Here is an 18,782-nt window from a genome sequence, read left to right on the forward strand (position 1 = left end):
CGGGCGCGACGCTCGGCACCGCGAAGACGCAGGCTTCTAAGCCATCCAGGTCGAGCCGCCGACGGCCGAGAGCGTCATGCCGTCGGAGCCGACATCGGCGGCGCTGTAGCCGAGGATCTGCGCGAGCTGTTCCCGGGCGCGCCAGACCCGGCTCTTCACCGTGCCGATGCGGCAGTTCATGACGGTGGCCGCTTCCTCGTAGCTGAGGTTCTCGATCGCCACGAGGATCAAGGCCTGCCGCATCGGCAGAGGCAGCTTGGCCAGTGCCGTCTGCGCATCCATCAGATCGACATGGCCCGATTGCTCGGGAGCGGCGGCAAGGCGCTCGGCGTAATCGCCGTCGCTGTCGGCCACCTCGCGCACCTCCTTGCGGTGGCGCGAGTAGAAGGCATTGCGCATGATCGTGAACAGCCAAGCGCCCAGATTGGTGCCGACCGTGAAGCGGGAACGGCTGCGCCAGGCCCGCAGGAACGTGTCCTGCACGAGGTCGTCAGCGGCCGAAGGGTTCTTGGTCAGCGACATCGCGAAGTTGTAGAGGCGCGGCGTCATCTCAATGATGGCCGCACGGAACGTCTCCTCGTCCTTTCCCTCCTGGGCGACGAGAACGGTCTCCAGCCGTGCAAGCAGAGCGTCGAAGCGGCCGGCTTCGGCGTTCGGGCTGCCCGGCATCTGCGCGTAGGCTTCGGCGAGAAGGGCTCCGAGGCGTTGCTGAACGTCGGGAGGGAGCGTCGGCGCCTCGTCCTCGAGAGGCAAGGCAATGTCGTCGAGGGCAGTCTTTGGCATCAGGTCCTGTGGCAGATCACGGACTCGGGCAGGGGTTCGTGCCCCAGCCCCGGACTTGTCTCGCGATTTGGTTTTCCCCGCGCCAACATAGATTATCAGCGTTCGAAAGAGCCTTTCCTCCTCCGGAGGGAGGAGAAGGACCAGCAACCGTCTTCACGCCGAGGATGTGCTGGCCAAAAACAACCTAGCCTAAGTTATACCGAGTTACATCGGGACGTGCCGACCGGTTACGGTTGCTTCGGTGCGATCTTCGACCGCACTGTGAATGACATCAAGCCGCCCCACGCGCAGACTGTTGCGCAAGGCGATCGTTTCGCCTGTGATGGCCGGAGACAGGTCCAACGTCGGCGTTCCTGGACCCCAGCCAACCGGTTCGGTTCAGCCTTGGCCTGCGACGCATCGCCTTTCCGTCGGTGTCACGGTGACCGGACACCGCCGCGGGGGTTAACGTCGCGACGGCTGGCCTCACCGGCCCGCATCGCCACCGCGAATGAGTGCGAACCATGAGCGCCTGGGACGTCCTCCCGCTCCTGGCCTTCCTGGCACCTCTGCCGCCGATCCGGCCGGAGCCGCCGCCACGGATGCCGGAATGGTTTCCCGCCTTCATCATGGGCATGACCGTGTTCCTCATGGTCGCGCCGATGATCGCCATATGGGGCTTCCACCGCTCCGAAAAGTCGTTCCGCTCCGTCTGCGAAGCTGCGGGCGGACGTGTCGTGCACGCCTCGCTCGCCGACGACTCGGCCCGCTGCCGCCGCTTTTGACCGCGCCCGTCGGCCAAGCCCCGGTCAGGCCGAGGTGTTGGCCCCTTCCCCTTGATCCAGGGGGCCTCGACAAAAAGAAGCCCGCGTCGGCAAGGCCGGGCGGGTCGAAGTCTTGGGAGAAACAGCAAGCAGACTTGCTGCCCGGGTAACCTGCTTTCGCCAGGGCAGTTCATCGCTCCGCCCTGGAAAATGCGATCCGAAGCCAAGCTTCGTCCCGGGGGCGGCGTTTCGAGCGATGGGGCTCAGGTCTGAAACGACAGCACGGCCCGGGTCCCGATCCGGTCGGGAGCGTAGGTCAGCGCGGAGCGCAGGTTCGAGGCCATGGCGCGTATGATGCGCGAGCCGAGCCCGGTGCCCCGCGCCTCCCCGTCCCCCGTCCAGCCGATGCCGTCATCCTCCACCGTGAGCAACAGCGTGCCGGGCTCCTGGCACAGCACCTGAACCCGGATCTCGCCCTGGGTCTCGGATGGATAGGCGTATTTGTAGGCGTTGGTGACGAGTTCGGTGACGACGACACCGAGGGAGACGGCCTTGTCCGTGGCGAGCCGGATCGGCGCGGCCTGAAGTCGGATGGCGTGGTCGCGGCCCGAGGCCTTCATGGCGAGCTGCAATTCCTCGACGAGGCCGGCGAGGTAGGCGTCGAGTTCCACGGCCTCGACATCCTGCGAGGTGTAGAGCCGGCGATGGATGCCGGCGATGGCCGAGATGCGGGCCTGCATCTCCTCCAGCGCCTGTTTGGCGGCCGGGTCCGCCACCGCGTTGGTCTGCATGCGGGCGAGTGCCGCGACGAGCGTCAGCGAATTGGCGACCCGGTGGTTCACCTCCCGGAGCAGTAGCTCCGCCCGATCGCGCGCCTCGCGGACCGCGGCCTCCGCGCGTTCCTTGTCACGCCGCAACGCCTCCTGGCGCAGGGCGGTGTCGACCGCTTCGCCGAGCAGCTCGCGGAACTGACCCTGCACGTCCTTCCAGACGTAGTCGACCGCACCCGCCTTGAGGGCGGCCACCGCCACCCGGCTGTCCTCCGAACCGGTCACGTAGATGACCGGCGGCGCCTCCGGTAGGCTGCGGAGTTCCGGCAGCAGGTCGAGGCCGGTCTGTCCCGGCATGTGATGGTCGAGGGCGATGAGGTCGAAGCCGCCGGTCTGCGCCCGCGCCAGCCCCTCCTCGCCGCTCGCGGCGAGTTCGACGGAGAGGCCCCGCGCCTGGAGCGAGCGCTGCACGAGGCGCCCGAGGCCGGGATCGTCGTCGATGTAGAGAATGCGGGCCGGGGCCGGGCTCTCGTCGCTCATGAGTTCTCGGGAACCTGTATGACCGAGAAGAACAATCCGAGCTGACGGATGGCGTTGGAGAAGCCTTCGTAGTTCACCGGCTTGGTGATGTAGACGTTCGCTCCGAGGTCGTAGCAGCGCTGGATCTCGCGGCTGTCGTCGGTGGTCGTCAGGACGACGACCGGCGAACGCTTGGTGTGCGGGTTGGCCTTGATCCGCTCCAGGATGTCGATCCCGGTCATGTCCGGCAGGTTGAGGTCGAGCAGGATCAGGAGGTGGCGCCGCCCGCTCACCTCGCCGCTCCCGTCCGCGCCGAACAGGAATTCCAGCGCCGAGGTGCCGTCGCGGAAGGGCAGGATCTCGTTGTTCACCCCCGCGCGGCGGATGTTGCGCTCGATGAGCCGGGCATGGCCCTCGTCATCCTCGATCATCACGATGCTGACGGCGTGGAAGGGAGGCTGCATGGTTACTCCGCGGCCAGGGGCATCGTTTCGGGAGGATGGGATTTCGCGGCCTCGCCTCGGCCTGTAACCGGCTCGCGGGGCAACGTCACGACAAAGGTTGTGCCCGTCCCCGGCTGCGACGAGACCTCGATCCGCCCGCCGAGCGCGCGCACCAGGGTCTTCACGCTGGCGAGCCCGATCCCCTCACCCGGCTGGTCCTGCGCCCCGGAGCGCCGGAACAGCTCGAAGATGCGGTCGTGATCCTGAGGCGCGATGCCCCGCCCGTTATCGGACACGGCGAAGCGGATCCGGTCGCCCGGCGCGGGCGCTGCCGTGACCTCGACCCGGCCGGGCCGGGCCGGATCGAGATATTTGAGGGCGTTGTCGATGAGGTTGCCGAAGATCTGCTCGATGGCGAGACGGTCGGCAATGATCGCGGGAAGATCCGCCGCCACCCTCACCGTTGCGCCCTTGCGGTCGGCTTGATGACGCTGCGCATCGGCAATGCCGCGGATGAGGGGCGTCATCGCGATCGCTTCAGGAGCAAATTGGCGCCGGCCCTCCCGCGACAGCTTCAGGATGGCCGCGATCAGACGCTCCATCTTGACGATGGCCGCCTGGATGAAGCTCAGCGCTTCCGTGATGTCGTCATCGATCCGCGCGCCCTGCGGATGGTCCCGCAGCAGCGTGTTCAACTCCTGGCGCACGGCTTCCAGCTCGCTGGTGAAGCCCATCACGTTGACGAGCGGCGCGCGCAGGTCGTGGCTGACGATATAGGCGTAGCGCTGGATCTCATCGTTCGATTCCCGCAGTTCGGCCTCGGCCTCGCGCTGATCGGTGATGTCGGTATGCACGCCGACCCATTCGCGGATGGCGCCCTGCGCGTCGAGCACCGGGATCGCGCGGATCGAGAAATGCCGCCACAGCCCGTCCCGGGCCCGCACCCTGTGCTCGTGGACGAAGGTGCTGCGGGCGGCCACCGTCGCGTTCCAGGTCTCGATGCTCGCCTGGCGGTCGTCCGGGTGCACGGCCTCGGCCCAGCCGAAGCCCTCGTACTCAGCCCGGCTCTGTCCGGTGAGCGCGGCCCAGCCCGGTTGCTCGCCGGCCATCCGGCCCTGCGGATCGTTGGTCCACAGGACGCCGCGCACCGCCTGCACGGCGGCCCGGAATCGTTCCTCGCTCGCCTGCAGTTCGCCCTGGATCCGCTGCTGGTCGAAGGCGGAGGCGAGCATGGCAAGGAACAGGATCACGAAGGTGATGCCTGCGATGTAGAGGGCGAGGTTCTGCTGATCCACGCTCGTGGCGGCAAAATGCGCGGAATGCGCGCCTGCCTCCTCCGCGGTGATCGTCGCTGCCGCCATGCCGGTATAGTGCATCCCGGCGACCGCCACGCCCATGATCAGCGCGGCGGCGAAGCGCTGCCAGATGCTGGTCGGCCGAAAGGTGAGCCACAGGGCTACGGTCGCGGCGGTGACGGCGATTCCGACGGAGAGCGCCACGATCGGCAGGCTGTAGGCGAGTTGGCCGGGCATCCGCATGGCCGCCATCCCGGTGTAATGCATCGCGGCCACGCCGATCCCCATCACCGGACCGGCGACGAGGACATCCCAGCGTCCGGCCCGGCTCCGGCCGAGCCAAGCCAGCGCCGCACCCGTCACGCCGATCGCGATCACCAGGGACAGGAGCGTGCGGCCGACATCGTAGGCGGCGGGCAGGCCCATCTCGACGGCCAGCATGCCGACGAAGTGCATCGACCAGATGCCGCCCCCCATCGCCAGGGCGGCCCCGAGGAGCCAAGCCCAGCGCAGCCGCGAGGTGGTCCCGCGCACACGCCCGCCGAGGTCGAGCGCCGTGTAGGAGGCGAGCACGGCGATGGCGAGGGACAGCGCCACCAGAGCCGGATTGTAGCCGGTGTGAACCATCGTCGTGTGCAGGCTCGGGAGATGTCGAAATACGTTCGCGCCGTGAGCACCGCCGATCGGCCTCGCGGGCCGTGACGGTGCGGGACGGGCGTGGCACCTCTGCCCGAGATTGGCTTAGGTTACATGGCCCGAACGCGCGACGCCATCGCCCTGCCGCGATGGAGGTAGCCCGGCAAATCCAGTTTCCGCAACGAGCCATCGGCTCCACAAGGGAGCGTACAACCCCTGGCCATGTGGGACTACCTAAGGTAAGTGACGGATGCGGCAGCGTACAAAGTGCCGCAGGATGAAAACGTCCTGAGCGATCGAGTATCGTATGCTTCCGAAAATTACGGACCGCCCCGCCTCGCTGCTCGTTTCCGCGCCCGCTCAAGCGCTTGCCGGTGCATCGGCGGACCTCGATCCGCTCGCCTTATCCACCGGCTCCGACGAAGCGACTCGGCGCTCGCCGGGGCACGAGGGGCGCGATCCGTTCTCGCGCAAGCTCTCAACCTGCGTGGATCTCACCGCCGGCGATCTTCGCGAATTGGAGCGGCTGGCCGCCACCGGCCGGCGCTTCCCGGCCCAGACGCCGCTCCTGCACCAGTCCGACGTTCCGGAGAACGCCATCCTCGTGCTCGACGGCTTCGCCTGCCGCTACAAGTACCTTACGAACGGCCGGCGCCAGATCACCGCCTACCTTGTTCCCGGCGACCTGTTCGAACTCGATCTGGAGTACCGCCTGCCCCTCGATTGCGCCCTCGGAACCCTGACCGCCTGCCGGCTCGCGGTGCTTCCGCGACCCGATTACGAGGATCTGCTCCGCCGCCGCCCGCGGATCGCCCGCGGTCTCCAGATGATGCGGCTGACCGAAGCCGCGATCTTGCGCGAGTGGATCACCAATCTCGGCTCCCGGTCCGGCCCCGAGCGTCTCGCGCACTTCCTCTGCGAGATGCTGCTTCGGCTACGGACGACCGGGCTCGCATCCGACAATCAGTACAGCTTCCCCATCACCCAGGCCGATCTGGCCGATACGCTCGGCATGTCGTGCGTGCACATCAACCGCGTCCTGCAGAAGCTGCGCCGTGACGGGCTGATCGAACTGTCCGGCCGCAGGCTCACGATCCTGAAGCCCGAGGGGCTCAGGACGCTGGCCGAATACGATGCGTCCTATCTGGAGCCCGCCGCGATCCCGCTGCGTCCCTGCGTCAGCGATCGGCCGGCCGCCTAGCGTCCCGTTCCGGGCGCCGGGGCCCGCTTCTGGGCTGTGTCCAGGGTCCTGTCCTGGCCCTGCTTTCCGGATCGGGCGGGAACGCAGCCGTTCCCCCGGGCAATCGACCGACGGATGCAGAGTGCGGCGCGCGGGCTTTGCGAAGCGTGGCGTTCAGCCTCGGTCAGAGGGCGCCGGTCGGCTGCACACCCGCCTTGGCAGCCATCAGCACCGCCTCCGGCAGAGTTCGAACCCCTAGCGTCTCCATCACATGGGCCCGGTGGATCTCGACGGTCCGGGGGCTGAGGCCGAGGGCTCGGCCGATCGACTTGTTCGTACCGCCCGCGAGCAGCCCCTCCAGCACCTCCCGTTCCCGCGCCGAGAGGGCGCCTATGCGTTGCTTGGCGTCGTCGCGCGCCTGGCTGCGCTCGTTGTCGGTGCGCAGCTCCGCCAGGGCGGCGGAGACGGCGGTCAGCAGCGCGGACGGCTGCCACGGCTTCTCGAGATAATCGACGGCGCCGGCCTTCATGGCGCGCACACCGAAGCCGACATCACCGTGGCTGCGCCCGACCACGAGCACCGGCAGGGCGAGCCGGCCGACCTTGAGAGCTCTCGCCACCGTGAGACCGTCCGGCTCGGCGGCCTCGAGGTCGAGGATGACGCAGCCCGGCTGCAATGATTCCGCAACCTCCGCCAGCGCCGCGGGGCTCTCGAAGAGTTGAACCTCGTAGCCTGCCGGATGCAGGAGGGCGAGCAGCGCCTGCCGCGACTCCGCATCCCGGTCCACCACGTAGATGCGGGCTCCGGTCCGTCCCGTCACGTCCGCGGCGATGCCGCCCACGTGGCGGATGCCGCCCTCCTCGCCGCGGATCGGGAAGAAGGTGTCCCGGATCCGCCGCACGATCCCATCCGAGGGACGCAGGATGCGATATTCCAGCACGACGACGTCTCCGTTGCCGACCCGCTCGACGGCGCGCTCGACGCTGTCGCGATCGTCCGGATGGATCGTGTCGAGCCAATTTTCGATGGAAGTCAGCCGCTCCGGCGGGACGCCCCAGACATGCCGCACGGCCGGGCTGAGATAGGTGAGGCGCCGGCTCTTGAGATTGGCGAGCCACAAGACGTTGGCGGAATGTTCGGCAAATTGTCGGAAGCGTTCCTCGCACGCGCGGCTCACGGCCTCGTCCCGCTTGCGCTCGGTGATGTCGAGCGCGACCCCGACGAACCGGGTGGGCCGGCCGTCCTCGAACTGGGTTCGACCATGGGTCGAGACCCAGCGCTCGACACCGTCTTCGATCCCGATCACGCAGTAATCGATCTTGTACACCCCGTCCCCCGCCGGGTCGCAGCAGCGGGCGACCGCCTCCTCGACCCGCGGACGATCCTCGGGATGGATCGCCGAAATCCAGACGGCCTGATCGACATGTGCGTCCGCGGGCAGTCCCCACATCGCCTTGAGACGTGCGTCCCACTCCAGCGCACCCGTCGCGGGATCCCAGCCATAGGGTGACAGGCCGACCAGTTCGACGGCCGCCTGCAAGCGGGCCTCGCTCCGTCGCAGGGCATGCTCGGTCCCGTTCGAGCCGTGCTCCGCCTCGACGAGAAGGAGCGCGGCCGGGGCCGACGCGATCCGCAGGCCGTCCCCGACGGCAGCAGCCGGAGCGGGCAACCCGGTGATCCGCAACCACTGTTCGGTTCCGTCATCGGACCGGCAGAGGAAGCGCGCGCCCGAGACGATGTCGCCCTGCAGGGCGCGCGGGAACGGATGGCGCTGGGGATCGAGGATTGCGCCGTCCGCCGCATAGCCGGTCCAGCCCGGTCCCTCGCCAGGAATGGATGACGGCGGCGTTCGTCGGACAAGGTTCCGGAGGGCCGGATTGACGAGGAGAACCTGACCGTCGCGTCCGAACAGGCCCGCGGCGACGGGCAGATGCTCGATCAGCGTCGCGAGTGGCCCACCTTGATCCGGCGCTGTGGTGCCGACTTTCTCCCGCCGATGATCGACACCCGCAGATCGCCGCCGGGCATCGAGGTGCGTTCCGATCAGGGCAGCGAACTGCCGGAAGATGTGCGCGATCTCCGGACTGTCCAGCCGGGCCGGCTGCACACCGATGGCGCAGAGCGTACCGAAGACCGCACCATCCGACGTCACGATCGGGAAGGAGATGTAACTGCGAAACCCGAACGGCCTCCCCGCAGAAGTGCTCCCGGACCGCCCGCCGGCACCGACGTCATTGATGACGACGGGTTCACCCTTCTGCCATGCGTCCCGGCAGGGCATCGTATCGGCGCGAAGCACATCGCCCGCCCGGATGCCAAGGCTTGCCTCGTCCCGGACCCGGCAGGCCAGCCAACGCTCTTCGGTCACCCGGACAACCGCTGCGAAGCCGACGCCGGTGGCGTGGCAGATGATGTCGAGTATCGCCGGAACCGCTGCGATCTCTCCCACAGCGAGGAGATCCGGCGAATGGGGCGGTGGTGCATCCAAGCTGATCGCAGGGACGTTCATCGAGCAAAGGCCTCCCGCCCTCCTCGTCTCGCGACGCGCGACGTCAAGCGAAGTCTGCGCAAAAACGCGGCTCTGAGGCAGCGCAGGGCCGCGATCCGAGCCGCATTGGTTTGAAACGGTGCGATGATGACCCTCTCAAATCGACGCCTAGTTGATATGCGACAATGCGCACACCTCCGGTGCCACAAAAATTGGGGAATGCTACGAAGATGCATTCCAACAGGCTGATAACTTGATGTTTTGATTGCAATCGGACACCAAAATATAAAATTATCTTAGAAAAAGAATTTTTATAATCCGATGACAAGCAGATAGATTTATTTGTAATCGGGGCGATTTCGGTTGTTAACGCGCCAGATAAAAGGTTGTGCCCGGACAGGTAGGTCGCCGATTTACGCATCCGAATCAAGCCAAAGCGCACGATCTCGATCGTTACCGTTGCTGAAAGCGTATTTCAAATCCGGATTGGCTATCCTGAACGCTGCTCCGCCGGGGACGATTTTCCTGTTTTCTCATCCCTCACGCGACTATCCTTTCGGATAGCTCGCACAAGCGCCGCAGCTTTTTGCGAAAAGCGATGGCGGTGCTTTACATGCCGGCGGGGTAGATCTTCGATGTGATCAAGCGTGCCGGCTGCTGGTGATCTCAGCCGCGTGTATCACTCTGCGTTCGAGCTGACCCGCAGCGGCCTGCTGTGCTGGTGCGGCATCGCAACTGGCACTTCAGCGGTGATGCGCTGAGCACCCGTGTGCCTGGCGACACCGAGGCCGCGGCATGAGCGGCCCCGCAACAGTCCCAACCTCGTCGCCGGCCATCGAGGTCGAGGTCACGATGAAGGCCTGCCGGCGGGGTGGCCGGTGCGTAACGCTCCAGACCATCCGACATTCCCGGACCGTGACGTGCTGGAGATGGCAGGGTTTCACATGTGGGGACGTCATCGCAGCAGCTCGCTGCGATTCTCGAGCACAGAGAGCCGCGTCTGTGCTTCATCGCCCTCAGCGCAGCCGATCTCAAAACATGCCGCCGCCAATGGGGCTGGCGGCGCCAGCGAAAGGCGCTGTCTTCACAGGCTCATCGGTGCCGGACCGGCCGCGACGCGTTCGCCGACGGTGGGGGAGCCGGGCATGTCGTGAACCGGCTCACGGGTTTGGGCTAAGGGCTCAGGTTCCTGAGAACCTTCGAGCACTCCACAAACGACAGCGAAGTCATTGAGAAGAATGGTGCTGCGAGAGAGGATTGAACTCTCGACCTCCTCATTACCAAAAGCAATGTCGATGGTTTCAGGGGGTGTCACGGGGTATCAATCAAGGCAATTTTGCTAGCAAAATCAGTGATGACATCCTCACTTTTGCTTCAGGCTGTGCCATAACAGATCGGGGTGTTTCGCTCGATTGCACCCCCAATGCACCCCAGATCCGAGTGAGCCGTGGCCCGTCGCGCATCATCCGCTAACCTCCTTAAACTCACCAAGACCGGGCTGGCCGCGATCACGCTGGAGCCAGGACAGGCCGAGCGGACGGTATGGGACAGCGAGGTACAGAGGCTCGGCTACCGACTTCGAGCGAGCGGTAAGGCAACGTGGGTGATCCGGCCGCCAAGGATGGGCGGCGCGTCGCGGATCTTCACGTTGGGCTCCGCCAACACCCTGACGCTGACCGAGGCTCGGACGGCGGCTCGTGAACGGCTGGCGATGGCCACGCTCGGCGACGATCCGCACGCCGTCAGACGTCAGGTGCGACAGCAAGCCGCAGTCACCGTAGGTGCTGTCGTCGGCCGGCACATCGCTGGCGCGGAGGGCCGTTTGCGCCCGACGACCGTCTACAACATGAAGAACCATCTCAACGTGCACTGGAAGCCGCTCCACGGCCATCCGTTGAGTGGGCTGAAACGAGCCGATGTGGCGGTGCGGCTCGGAGAGATTGCGGAGCAGTACGGACTACACGCCGCCAATCGCGCGCGAGCGGTGCTGTCCGGTTTCTTCTCTTGGGCCATCGGCGAGGGATTGGTCGAGACGAACCCGGTCGTCGGGACGAACAAGGCAACAGCCGAAACCGCGCGGGCGCGCGTCTTGTCGGACACCGAACTCGCGGCCGTGTGGAAAGCTTGCGGGGATGACGACTTCGGGCGCATCCTCAAGCTATTGATCCTGACCGGCCAGCGCCGCGATGAAGTTGGCGAGATGGGGTGGTCGGAACTCGATTTGGCCGGCGGTGTGTGGTCGCTGCCCGGTGAGCGGACGAAGAACCACCGGCCACACGATGTCCCTCTGTCAGCTACTGCGCTCGCCATCTTGGCCGACGTGCCTCGTTGGGACGGTCGGGAGTTCGTGTTCGGTCGCGGCACCGGGCCATTCTCTGGCTTCGGGCATGCCAAGTCCCGGCTCGACAAGCGGGCCGGTATCAGCGTGCCTTGGCGCATCCATGACTTGCGCCGCACGTTTGCGACGGGCGCTGCCCGGCTCGGTGTGACCATCGAGGTCGTGGAACGAGCGATCAATCACACGAGCGGCACCTTCGGCGGCATCGTTGGTGTCTACCAGCGTCACGACTACGCGCGAGAGAAACGGGACGCCATGGATCGGTGGGCGGCCCATGTCGAAAAGTTGGTAAAGGCATAGACTCCTGAGATCCATTTGATTTCCACATGGAAGCCAGATGAAAATCGCGGACGGACAAATCTGTTACGATCTGACCTTGTCCGGAACGTTCTGAGACATTATCTCTGCCTGCAGTTCCAGTTACATTTCATTTCTGACCCGCGACTGGGTGCGGGCGGCGAACAGGCTACGCGTCAGCGATAGCCGAACCCCAGCTTCTCAAAATCGAGAGTTGGAGGCTGTCGTGCATCAGAGCATGACCACGGGCGACGTGCGCCCGCAGAGCAACAACGTTCTTCCCTTCGATGCCGCGTGCAAGATCGCGGATCTGTCCCGCTCGACGATGTATCGGCTGATCAATGCCGGTCGCGGTCCCCGCGTGCTGAAGCTCAGTGAACGCCGCATCGGTATCCGGCGTAACGACCTCGACGCCTGGCTTGCCAGCCGCGATCGGCCCCTCATCCAACTGGTCGATGTGCAGAAGATCACCGGGGAGGCGAACAATGGCCGCGCGTAAGCCTGCCCCCGCCCCCGTCTGCATCGGCGACATGACGGAGCATACGCCCTTCGGTTCGATCACGGTCCCGATTGCGCCGACCATCCAGCGGTATCTGACCCGTAAGGGGGAGGAGATGTGGCGGGTTCGCTGCCCTCGGTGCGGACGCATCCATGAGCATGGTGTCAACCGTGTCCGCGAGGGCGGCCGTGGGGCTCACTGCGGCGCCGAGATCCAGGATCGCGGTGATTACTGGATCACCGATGGCAGTCATCTGCCTCTGATCCCGAATGTTCGCGAAGCGGATGCTGAGTTGCGGAGCCTTGGCTGGCTCTGAACCCAAAAAGAAAGGCTCAGGTCGCTGCCTACACGACCTGAGCCCAAACTTTTCGCCGCAACTCTTTGCTGGAACTGCTTGCATGTCGAATATGGATCATCACGTTGCTGATGGCAACGATGCACTCGACTTCCTGAAGCACTTTTTCGACGGGGCGACGGACGGCTACATCGTCGTCTGGGGCAAGAACGACAAGCGCACCCACTCCTTCCACATCTCCGACATGAAGGGGGCCGTCGCGAAGCTCGATGAGCTGAGCCCGGTCGGTGACACCTACGCGGCCCGCGGCCTCCAACAGAGCGCGGTTCGCGGCTTCGATCGCGGCGATGAAGAGGGCGTGCGCTTCGTCTCAGGCGTCTGGGCGGACATCGACACCCGCGAGGGGCCGCACGGCTCGCCGAAGAAGCCGGTCGATCCGATGACGCTGCCGGCCGACCTCAACGAGGCGCTGGCGCTAGTCCAGGCGGCTGGCCTGCCCGATCCCACCGTCATCATCCACACGGGCGGCGGCTGCCACCTCCACTGGACCTACGCCGTGCCGGTCATGCTGATGACGGAGGCCGAGCGCGTCGCCGAGAAGGCCTTGGCGGAGGCGTGGTTGGCGCGGCTGCGCGCCGTGTTCAAGGCCCGCGGCTACAAGCTGGACGGTGTGGCCGACCTGTGCCGTGTGGTGAAGATCCCCAACACATGGAACCACAAGACCAACCCGGCCAAGCCCGTGCGCCTAGTGACCATGGGCCAGCGGATCGAGCGCGACGACGTGCTCAACATCGTGGCCACCGAGCTGAAGGTGACCACCAAGGCGGCGGCCAAGATCGGCGGGGCCTCGGCCCTGCTGAACGACCAGGCGAAGCAGGCGGCCATCGCGAAGGCCAAGCCCGACAACCTGGCCTCGGTGCTGGCCGGCTGCGCGTGGATGGAGCACTGCGAGGCCGACGCTGCGAGCCTGCCGGAGCCCGAGTGGACCGGCATGCTCAGCATCTCCAGCCGGTGCGAGAACGGCCGGGTTCTGTCGCACAAGCTGTCCGAGCCCTACGCGGGCTACACCTTCGAGGAGACGGAGCAGAAGATCGACCACGTGCTGGAGGCTGCCGGCCCCATCCTCTGCAATCGGGTGGCCGGGGAGATCGGGTTCGAGGGCTGCGCCCGGTGCCCGTTCCGGGCCTCTATCAAGAGCCCGATAACCTTGGCAGGCCAGCCGCGCGCCGTGGTCAAGGTTCAGCGGGAGGCGGTCTACGTGGAGAAGGGTCGGACTTACTTCGACTTGCCGAGCGGCGAGAAGCTGGACCCGCAGGAGTTCGGCGACGGGGTGCGGGCGAAGATCGGCCCCAACCCGCACGACAAGCTGATGGCCTCCTCCACCATGCCTAAGGTGAAGCGGCGGGACTACCGGCCCGGCAACCCCGACCTGATCATCCAGGAGGAGGACGGCACGAAGGCGGTGAACCTCTGGCACCAGGGCGGCATCACCCCGGTGAAGGGCGACCCCAAGCCGATCCTGGACTACTTCGACCGCCTCATCCCCCTCGAGGACGAGCGCCGATTTCTCCTCCAGTTCCTCGCCCACCTGTACCGGCACCCGGAGGTGAAGATCGAGTTCGGGGCCATCATCGTGGGTGGCTTCGGCACCGGGAAGAGCACGTTCCACACCCGGATCGTGGGCCGCCTGTTCGGCGAGGGCAACGCGCGCAAGCTAGAGGGCGCCGAGCTGGCGTCCCCGTACAACGCCAGGTGGGTGGACTGCCAGGTGCTGATGATCGAGGAAGCCCACCACGGCGAGCGCCTGGAGGTGTTCAAGAGCACCCTGGAGCTGCTGGTCGCGGAGCGCATCACCGTCCACGACAAGTACATCCGCAGCTTCCAGGGCCGCACCCCGCGCGGGATCACCATGGTGTCGAACGACGACGCCCCGATTGTCCTGCCGCCCGGCGACCGCCGGTGGTTTCTCACCGCGACCCTGCCGACCCCCGAGACGGCGGAGGAGAAGCGGGAGCACAGGGCCTTCTTCGAGCGCCTGTACGAGGTGCTGGACCGGGATGACACGGTGCTGGCCGCCTTCGCCTACCACCTCCAGCATGAGGTGAGCCTGGAGGGCTTCAAGCCGAAGGGCGAGCCGCCCATGACGACGGCGAAGGAGACGGCCACGAAGGCCAGCCGCACCCCGGTGGCGCAGGTGCTGGGTGAGCTGATCACGGAGCGGATGGCCCCGTTCCACAAGGACATCGTGGAGGTGAAGGAGGTGGTCCACGCTCTGAAGGTGTCGGACTACGCTCATACCCTGGAGCGCATCAGCCCGCAGAAAATCGCGAACGTGATCCGGGCGGTGAGCGGCAAGCCGGTGAACGTGGAGGACGGGAAGCACCTGGAACTGGTCATCGGCCCCGGGAAGAAGCCCCGCCCGTGGGCCATCCGCAACACCGCTCGCTGGACCACGGCGACCCGTGAGGAGTTGAAGGAGGAGTTCCTGCGCCTCCCTGGCGACGCCGGGGACAACGTGACTGACATGCGGGACGCGGCGCTCCGGAAGGCGATGGAGGAGGCGGCGCGGCGGACCGGCGGCTAATCGCACAGTCGCGGATCGCAGTACCCATCACAAACTCTTGGGGGACTGTGTTGCCACCAGGGAGGAGGACCGGGCGGCAAGCGCCCGGCCCTCCTTCGGTAATCTGAAAGGTCTAGGAGTTTTTTCCATGTACTGCGATCTGCGATCTGAGACCGACCCCACGGTTATTATGAGGAAGCCGGCGACGCCCTTCAGGGCGCTCCCGCCGGCCTCCGAGGTGAGCTTTCCGGGGGTGTTCGCCTGGTCCCCGGTCACTTCCGCCGCCGTCACCACCGCCATCGGGGCGGACCCCGGCGCCTGGAACGTGTGGCGCAATCGGCGCCTGACGCCGGATCCGATGCCGGCAGCGTGGTTCCGGCGCAGCACCGGCTCGCCCCTGGTCTACAAGGTCTCCGATATTCTCACCTGGCTCGCTGCCAAGCGTGGGGAACGGCTCGACCCTCTCAACACCTGGAGGCGCAGCCTCCTCACCGGGTTCGACCAAGAGGTGACCGACCCGGACAAGGTGCGGGCGTTCGCGCGGATGTATGCGGAGGCAATCGGCCCCCGCCCCCCTGGTGGTGTGGCGTTCACCTCAGCCGGCTTCCGAGACTACCTCGCCTCTCTGTTATCATCAAAATAAAACTCGAAAATTCCGAAAGAATTTATGGCACATAGTGTTTATTGAGGTGAATTAATATCTGTAAAAAAGCACCCACCCATCCCAAGACAATGTGCTGTCAAGATATTTATTGTATTTGTTCATGAGATTGTTTGATTGACCAACAAGGTCTGGCTCATCCATGAAGTGTGTCGCTAGCCAGTACGTCCGTACTGGTCACCGACACCGAGGCATCGACCATGGCCGAAGGGCGCTTCGTCAGCTACCTGCGCGTCTCCACCAAGCGCCAGGGCGACAGCGGCCTCGGGCTGGAGGCTCAGCGCAAGGCGGTGACCGACTTCCTCAATGGGGGCCGGTGGTTACTGGTCACCGAGCTGGTGGAGGTGGAGAGCGGAAAGCGTGCGGACCGGCCGAAGCTCACCGAGGCCCTACGTCTGTGCCGCCTCCACAACGCCACCCTGGTGATTGCCAAGCTCGACCGGCTCAGCCGTGACGCTCACTTCCTGCTCGGGCTCCAGCGGGCTCGGGTGCGCTTCGTCGCGGCCGACATGCCGGAGGCCAACGAGATGGTCGTCGGGATCATGGCCGTCGTGGCGCAGGCCGAACGGAAGATGATCTCGGCCCGAACCAAGGCCGCTCTCGCCGCCGCGAAGGAGCGAGGCGTCAAGCTTGGTGGTCCGACGCACCACCTCCCGGCGCAGGCCGGTAGGGCGGCTGAAGCCTCTGCCTCGGCGCGGTCCTCAAAGGCTCAGGACCGAGCGTCAGACCTCGCGCGAGACATCGCCGAGTTGCGTTCGGAAGGGGCCTCATCGCTCCGCGACATCGCTGCTGGTCTCGGCCGGCGCGGCATCACCACGCCAAGGGGCGCCGCCTGGACTGCCACCGCTGTGAGGCGCGTCCTGGCTCGTACCGAGCCCCTTCCCTCACCGAGCGCGCGCAAATATAGGGTCGATTGATATCACCGATGATCCCCGCATCGTAGCCCTACTTGCGGACATCATAACCGCTTCACGATGAGTGTGCAGATGTTCAATGAGCATTCGCTGGACGCTGTTGCCGATATCGTCAAAAATGTCGTAGCGCGGAAGTGCAATGACTTCCGCGATGGAGATATCGTTGATGAAGATGATTTTTCGAGTGCGCTTGTTTCGTCCCTTAGAGATGGCTTGAATGATCTGAAGCTACAACATGAAGCCAGCTATATAACCGGCTACGGTGCAACCTCTTCCAGAGAATATACGGTTCATGCTCGCGCTACGAAGAGCCGACATGCCGCCTCAGAAGAAAATTATTCTGGCGCTGATATATTAATGGGATTTCGTGCGGAGATAGATGGCGAGCCTATACGCAAGGCGGCTCTTATACAAGCAAAACTGTACGATGGCGAGGGACAGTTTCTTAAAATGCCGAGCGGCACAAAAGATAAGGAGTATCTACTCAAACAATGCAGGAGAATGCGTCGAATTGCTGGGGATGCATCCTATGTTGTAATTTATTCTAAAGTTGGAATTAGGTTCTATTCGGGGACTGAATATATTGCAAATTTTCCGATTGATTTAAATTTCGAGAGCGGCAAAAGTTTCGAAGAATTCGTGCGAGGGATTTTTTCTTGCGCTATCGGCAATCGTGATTTGGATTATATGCCAAGAGGCGGGTTTAGCCGGTATTTAGATGCACTTGGGATAAGAAATGGCTTCGAAGCTGAATTGGATTGATTGCTTGTTGTGGTTGCTGTGAAGATATCAAATATTTGCATCGCGGGTCTTGTAATAAGAGCCAAGCAATAAGCGATCGCGCCGTGTGAGCGATCCTTGCTCAGCCATTTGCCGACGCCCACCTCTCATTCATGACCCACCACCTCCCCGCCCTGGCCCGCCAAGCGGCGCAGGCGTCGGCCGCGATCCGTTCCGGCCGGGCCCAGAGGCGGGCCGCTGACCTCGCGCCAGTCATCACCGAGTTGCGCACCAGAGGCGCTGCGTCCCTGCGAGCCCTGGCGGCTGGCCTGAACCGGGCCGGTATCGCACCACCTCAAGCCACCCTGTGGTCCGCCGTTGCGGTGAAGCGGGTGCTGGATCGCATCAAAGATCTTGCTTCCACTTGATATGCACGTGGAAAGCAGATGGATCGACAGGATTTGAACAGCCTCGACTTATTGCGTCGCCCGTAACAGTAACCACCTATCGCTTAGCGCCAATGCTCAAGCGAGAACAAGATGAACGCTGCTTCTCCCGTCCCGACCATCAACATCAAGATCGGTGATAAGCCGGTTGAGGTAACGATGTACTTCGGCCGACTTGATGAGCTGGCCAAGCTGGTCGGCAGTTTCGAACGCCTCCCCGACGTGGACTTCGACGCCGCCACCCGCCAGGCGGTCATGGACATCTGCCTGGCCCCCCGCGACGTGCGCGGCCGGCGGATCGAGGACGAGAGCGTGAACCTCCACCAGCTCTCCGTCGAGGACGGGGAGGCGGTCCTGGACTTCGTGAAGGATCACCTCTCGGATTTTTTTCTCGGGCGACTGGAGAAACACCTGCGCAGCCTCGCGGCGAACGGGGAGCGACTGAAGGATGTCGGGTCGTCGATGAATGGCTTGGCGGGCTCAGCTTCCGAGACACGGTAATCTTCACGCTCGGCGTCAAGCCGAGCGCACTGCCGGTCGTGTATTGGTCGTACACCTTCGAAGACCTCATCATGCTCACCGACCTGAAGGTTCAATTCGAGATGGTGAAGGCGATGTCCTTCACCGAGAGCCTCATTTACACGGCGGGCCAGATCTTCGGTGCGAAGCAATCCACGTCTGAGGAAACCCTTTCCAGTGTGGATGACATGCTGGCCTTCGCGAAGATGGTAAATGGCTAGCAGCGGCGACAACTCTCAGGTGGATGTCGATGTCGTCTTGGACGACACGGCCCTGAACACCGGCCTCCAGCGCGCGGCGCAGTACATCCGCGCGACGGTCCAAAGCGCTCGCGCGCTCCAGGACCAGTTCGCGGGCACGGTGCGAACCGTCGAACCGCTGCTAGCATCCGTCACCAAGCTCCGCACCGAGCTGGCCGCCTCCCGCACGGGCGGCGACCTCCAGGCCGGGCTCCGGGACCAGCTCCGCCAGGCCGAGACCGACCTTCGGGCCGCCACCACCGCCCTGACGGCGGCCCGGCAAGCCGCTTCGGCACCTCCGCCAGCCTCCGGGGGTGGTGCCGGTGGCACTCCGCCGGGCGGCTTCCCCGGCGGTATCCCACCCGGTGCCGATGGTGGCTAGGGTGGGGGTATCCCCCCCGGCGCGGGCGGCGGCCTGTTCGGGTTCCAGGCGC

18 protein-coding genes are annotated in these 18,782 nt (G+C 65.0%); 12 read left to right on the forward strand and 6 right to left on the reverse strand.

From position 1 onward, the window contains the following. Positions 1–36: 36 nt before the first annotated feature. Positions 37–783: a sigma-70 family RNA polymerase sigma factor gene (locus tag HNR51_RS06580; protein ID WP_012457100.1), complete on the reverse strand. Its 747-nt coding sequence runs from the start codon at positions 781–783 to the stop codon at positions 37–39. Positions 784–1,286: 503 nt separating this feature from the next. Here HNR51_RS06580 and HNR51_RS06585 point away from each other — a divergent pair. Beyond that, entirely contained in the window at positions 1,287–1,547 is a 261-nt protein-coding gene (locus HNR51_RS06585) for a hypothetical protein (protein ID WP_182554375.1), read from the forward strand. Positions 1,548–1,789: 242 nt separating this feature from the next. Here HNR51_RS06585 and HNR51_RS06590 read toward each other — a convergent pair whose 3' ends face one another. The 3 genes from HNR51_RS06590 to HNR51_RS06600 are packed head-to-tail and all read right to left on the reverse strand — an operon-like array spanning position 1,790 to position 5,180. After that, positions 1,790–2,836: a response regulator gene (locus tag HNR51_RS06590; RefSeq protein WP_182554376.1), complete on the reverse strand. Its 1,047-nt coding sequence runs from the start codon at positions 2,834–2,836 to the stop codon at positions 1,790–1,792. Further along, positions 2,833–3,279 (reverse strand): response regulator, encoded by a 447-nt coding sequence (locus HNR51_RS06595; RefSeq protein ID WP_012457103.1) that lies wholly within the window; start codon positions 3,277–3,279, stop codon positions 2,833–2,835. The genes HNR51_RS06590 and HNR51_RS06595 overlap by 4 nt, the downstream gene beginning before the upstream one ends. Before the next feature lie 2 nt (positions 3,280–3,281). Continuing rightward, entirely contained in the window at positions 3,282–5,180 is a 1,899-nt protein-coding gene (locus HNR51_RS06600; RefSeq protein WP_182554377.1) for a sensor histidine kinase, read from the reverse strand. A gap of 316 nt (positions 5,181–5,496) precedes the next feature. Here HNR51_RS06600 and HNR51_RS06605 point away from each other — a divergent pair, with 316 nt between their 5' ends. Further along, positions 5,497–6,390, forward strand: coding sequence for a Crp/Fnr family transcriptional regulator (locus HNR51_RS06605; RefSeq protein WP_182554378.1), 894 nt, complete (start codon positions 5,497–5,499; stop codon positions 6,388–6,390). 163 nt (positions 6,391–6,553) lie between these two features. Here the strand turns inward: HNR51_RS06605 and HNR51_RS06610 are convergent, their stop codons facing one another. Together HNR51_RS06610 and HNR51_RS06615 are read right to left on the reverse strand one after the other, a co-directional pair. Continuing rightward, complete coding sequence (locus HNR51_RS06610; RefSeq protein WP_182554379.1) at positions 6,554–8,878, reverse strand: PAS domain-containing protein; 2,325 nt, start codon at positions 8,876–8,878, stop codon at positions 6,554–6,556. Positions 8,879–9,941: 1,063 nt separating this feature from the next. Next, the gene (locus HNR51_RS06615; RefSeq protein WP_182554380.1) at positions 9,942–10,172 is read right to left on the reverse strand and encodes a hypothetical protein; all 231 of its coding nucleotides are present in this window, start codon (positions 10,170–10,172) and stop codon (positions 9,942–9,944) included. Positions 10,173–10,304: 132 nt separating this feature from the next. Here HNR51_RS06615 and HNR51_RS06620 point away from each other — a divergent pair, with 132 nt between their 5' ends. The 10 genes from HNR51_RS06620 (at position 10,305) to HNR51_RS06665 (ending at position 18,730) form a co-directional block, all read left to right on the forward strand. Then, complete coding sequence (locus tag HNR51_RS06620) at positions 10,305–11,495, forward strand: tyrosine-type recombinase/integrase (RefSeq protein ID WP_182554381.1); 1,191 nt, start codon at positions 10,305–10,307, stop codon at positions 11,493–11,495. A gap of 235 nt (positions 11,496–11,730) precedes the next feature. After that, a complete protein-coding gene (locus tag HNR51_RS06625; RefSeq protein WP_182554382.1) occupies positions 11,731–11,991 on the forward strand; it encodes a helix-turn-helix transcriptional regulator in 261 nt (86 codons plus the stop codon). Further along, positions 11,978–12,307, forward strand: a complete 330-nt coding sequence (locus HNR51_RS06630) for a hypothetical protein (protein WP_182554383.1) — start codon at positions 11,978–11,980, stop codon at positions 12,305–12,307. The genes HNR51_RS06625 and HNR51_RS06630 overlap by 14 nt, the downstream gene beginning before the upstream one ends. An 82-nt stretch (positions 12,308–12,389) precedes the next feature. Beyond that, on the forward strand, positions 12,390–14,870 hold the full coding sequence (locus HNR51_RS06635; RefSeq protein ID WP_182554384.1) for a primase-helicase family protein: 2,481 nt from the start codon (positions 12,390–12,392) through the stop codon (positions 14,868–14,870). A gap of 127 nt (positions 14,871–14,997) precedes the next feature. Then, positions 14,998–15,492, forward strand: coding sequence for a hypothetical protein (locus HNR51_RS06640; RefSeq protein ID WP_182554385.1), 495 nt, complete (start codon positions 14,998–15,000; stop codon positions 15,490–15,492). 218 nt (positions 15,493–15,710) lie between these two features. Then, entirely contained in the window at positions 15,711–16,427 is a 717-nt protein-coding gene (locus HNR51_RS06645) for a recombinase family protein (protein ID WP_182554386.1), read from the forward strand. A gap of 69 nt (positions 16,428–16,496) precedes the next feature. Then, positions 16,497–17,186, forward strand: a complete 690-nt coding sequence (locus HNR51_RS06650; protein WP_182554387.1) for a hypothetical protein — start codon at positions 16,497–16,499, stop codon at positions 17,184–17,186. 497 nt (positions 17,187–17,683) lie between these two features. Beyond that, positions 17,684–18,091, forward strand: coding sequence for a hypothetical protein (locus HNR51_RS06655; RefSeq protein WP_182554388.1), 408 nt, complete (start codon positions 17,684–17,686; stop codon positions 18,089–18,091). 71 nt (positions 18,092–18,162) lie between these two features. After that, the gene (locus HNR51_RS06660) at positions 18,163–18,330 is read left to right on the forward strand and encodes a hypothetical protein (RefSeq protein WP_182554389.1); all 168 of its coding nucleotides are present in this window, start codon (positions 18,163–18,165) and stop codon (positions 18,328–18,330) included. Further along, positions 18,323–18,730, forward strand: coding sequence for a hypothetical protein (locus tag HNR51_RS06665; RefSeq protein ID WP_182554390.1), 408 nt, complete (start codon positions 18,323–18,325; stop codon positions 18,728–18,730). The genes HNR51_RS06660 and HNR51_RS06665 overlap by 8 nt, the downstream gene beginning before the upstream one ends. The last annotated feature ends 52 nt before the right edge of the window (positions 18,731–18,782 follow it).

Source organism: Methylorubrum thiocyanatum, from assembly GCA_014138645.1.
Classification (GTDB): domain Bacteria; phylum Pseudomonadota; class Alphaproteobacteria; order Rhizobiales; family Beijerinckiaceae; genus Methylobacterium; species Methylobacterium thiocyanatum.

Coding starts and splice junctions, on each gene's coding strand:
- HNR51_RS06580 (WP_012457100.1), bottom strand. CDS start 783: ATGCCAAAGACTGCCCTCGACGACATTGCCTTGCCTCTCGAGGACGAG.
- HNR51_RS06585 (WP_182554375.1), top strand. CDS start 1,287: ATGAGCGCCTGGGACGTCCTCCCGCTCCTGGCCTTCCTGGCACCTCTG.
- HNR51_RS06590 (WP_182554376.1), bottom strand. CDS start 2,836: ATGAGCGACGAGAGCCCGGCCCCGGCCCGCATTCTCTACATCGACGAC.
- HNR51_RS06595 (WP_012457103.1), bottom strand. CDS start 3,279: ATGCAGCCTCCCTTCCACGCCGTCAGCATCGTGATGATCGAGGATGAC.
- HNR51_RS06600 (WP_182554377.1), bottom strand. CDS start 5,180: ATGGTTCACACCGGCTACAATCCGGCTCTGGTGGCGCTGTCCCTCGCC.
- HNR51_RS06605 (WP_182554378.1), top strand. CDS start 5,497: ATGCTTCCGAAAATTACGGACCGCCCCGCCTCGCTGCTCGTTTCCGCG.
- HNR51_RS06610 (WP_182554379.1), bottom strand. CDS start 8,878: ATGAACGTCCCTGCGATCAGCTTGGATGCACCACCGCCCCATTCGCCG.
- HNR51_RS06625 (WP_182554382.1), top strand. CDS start 11,731: ATGACCACGGGCGACGTGCGCCCGCAGAGCAACAACGTTCTTCCCTTC.
- HNR51_RS06630 (WP_182554383.1), top strand. CDS start 11,978: ATGGCCGCGCGTAAGCCTGCCCCCGCCCCCGTCTGCATCGGCGACATG.
- HNR51_RS06635 (WP_182554384.1), top strand. CDS start 12,390: ATGTCGAATATGGATCATCACGTTGCTGATGGCAACGATGCACTCGAC.
- HNR51_RS06640 (WP_182554385.1), top strand. CDS start 14,998: ATGTACTGCGATCTGCGATCTGAGACCGACCCCACGGTTATTATGAGG.
- HNR51_RS06645 (WP_182554386.1), top strand. CDS start 15,711: ATGGCCGAAGGGCGCTTCGTCAGCTACCTGCGCGTCTCCACCAAGCGC.
- HNR51_RS06650 (WP_182554387.1), top strand. CDS start 16,497: ATGTTCAATGAGCATTCGCTGGACGCTGTTGCCGATATCGTCAAAAAT.
- HNR51_RS06655 (WP_182554388.1), top strand. CDS start 17,684: ATGAACGCTGCTTCTCCCGTCCCGACCATCAACATCAAGATCGGTGAT.
- HNR51_RS06660 (WP_182554389.1), top strand. CDS start 18,163: ATGCTCACCGACCTGAAGGTTCAATTCGAGATGGTGAAGGCGATGTCC.
- HNR51_RS06665 (WP_182554390.1), top strand. CDS start 18,323: ATGGCTAGCAGCGGCGACAACTCTCAGGTGGATGTCGATGTCGTCTTG.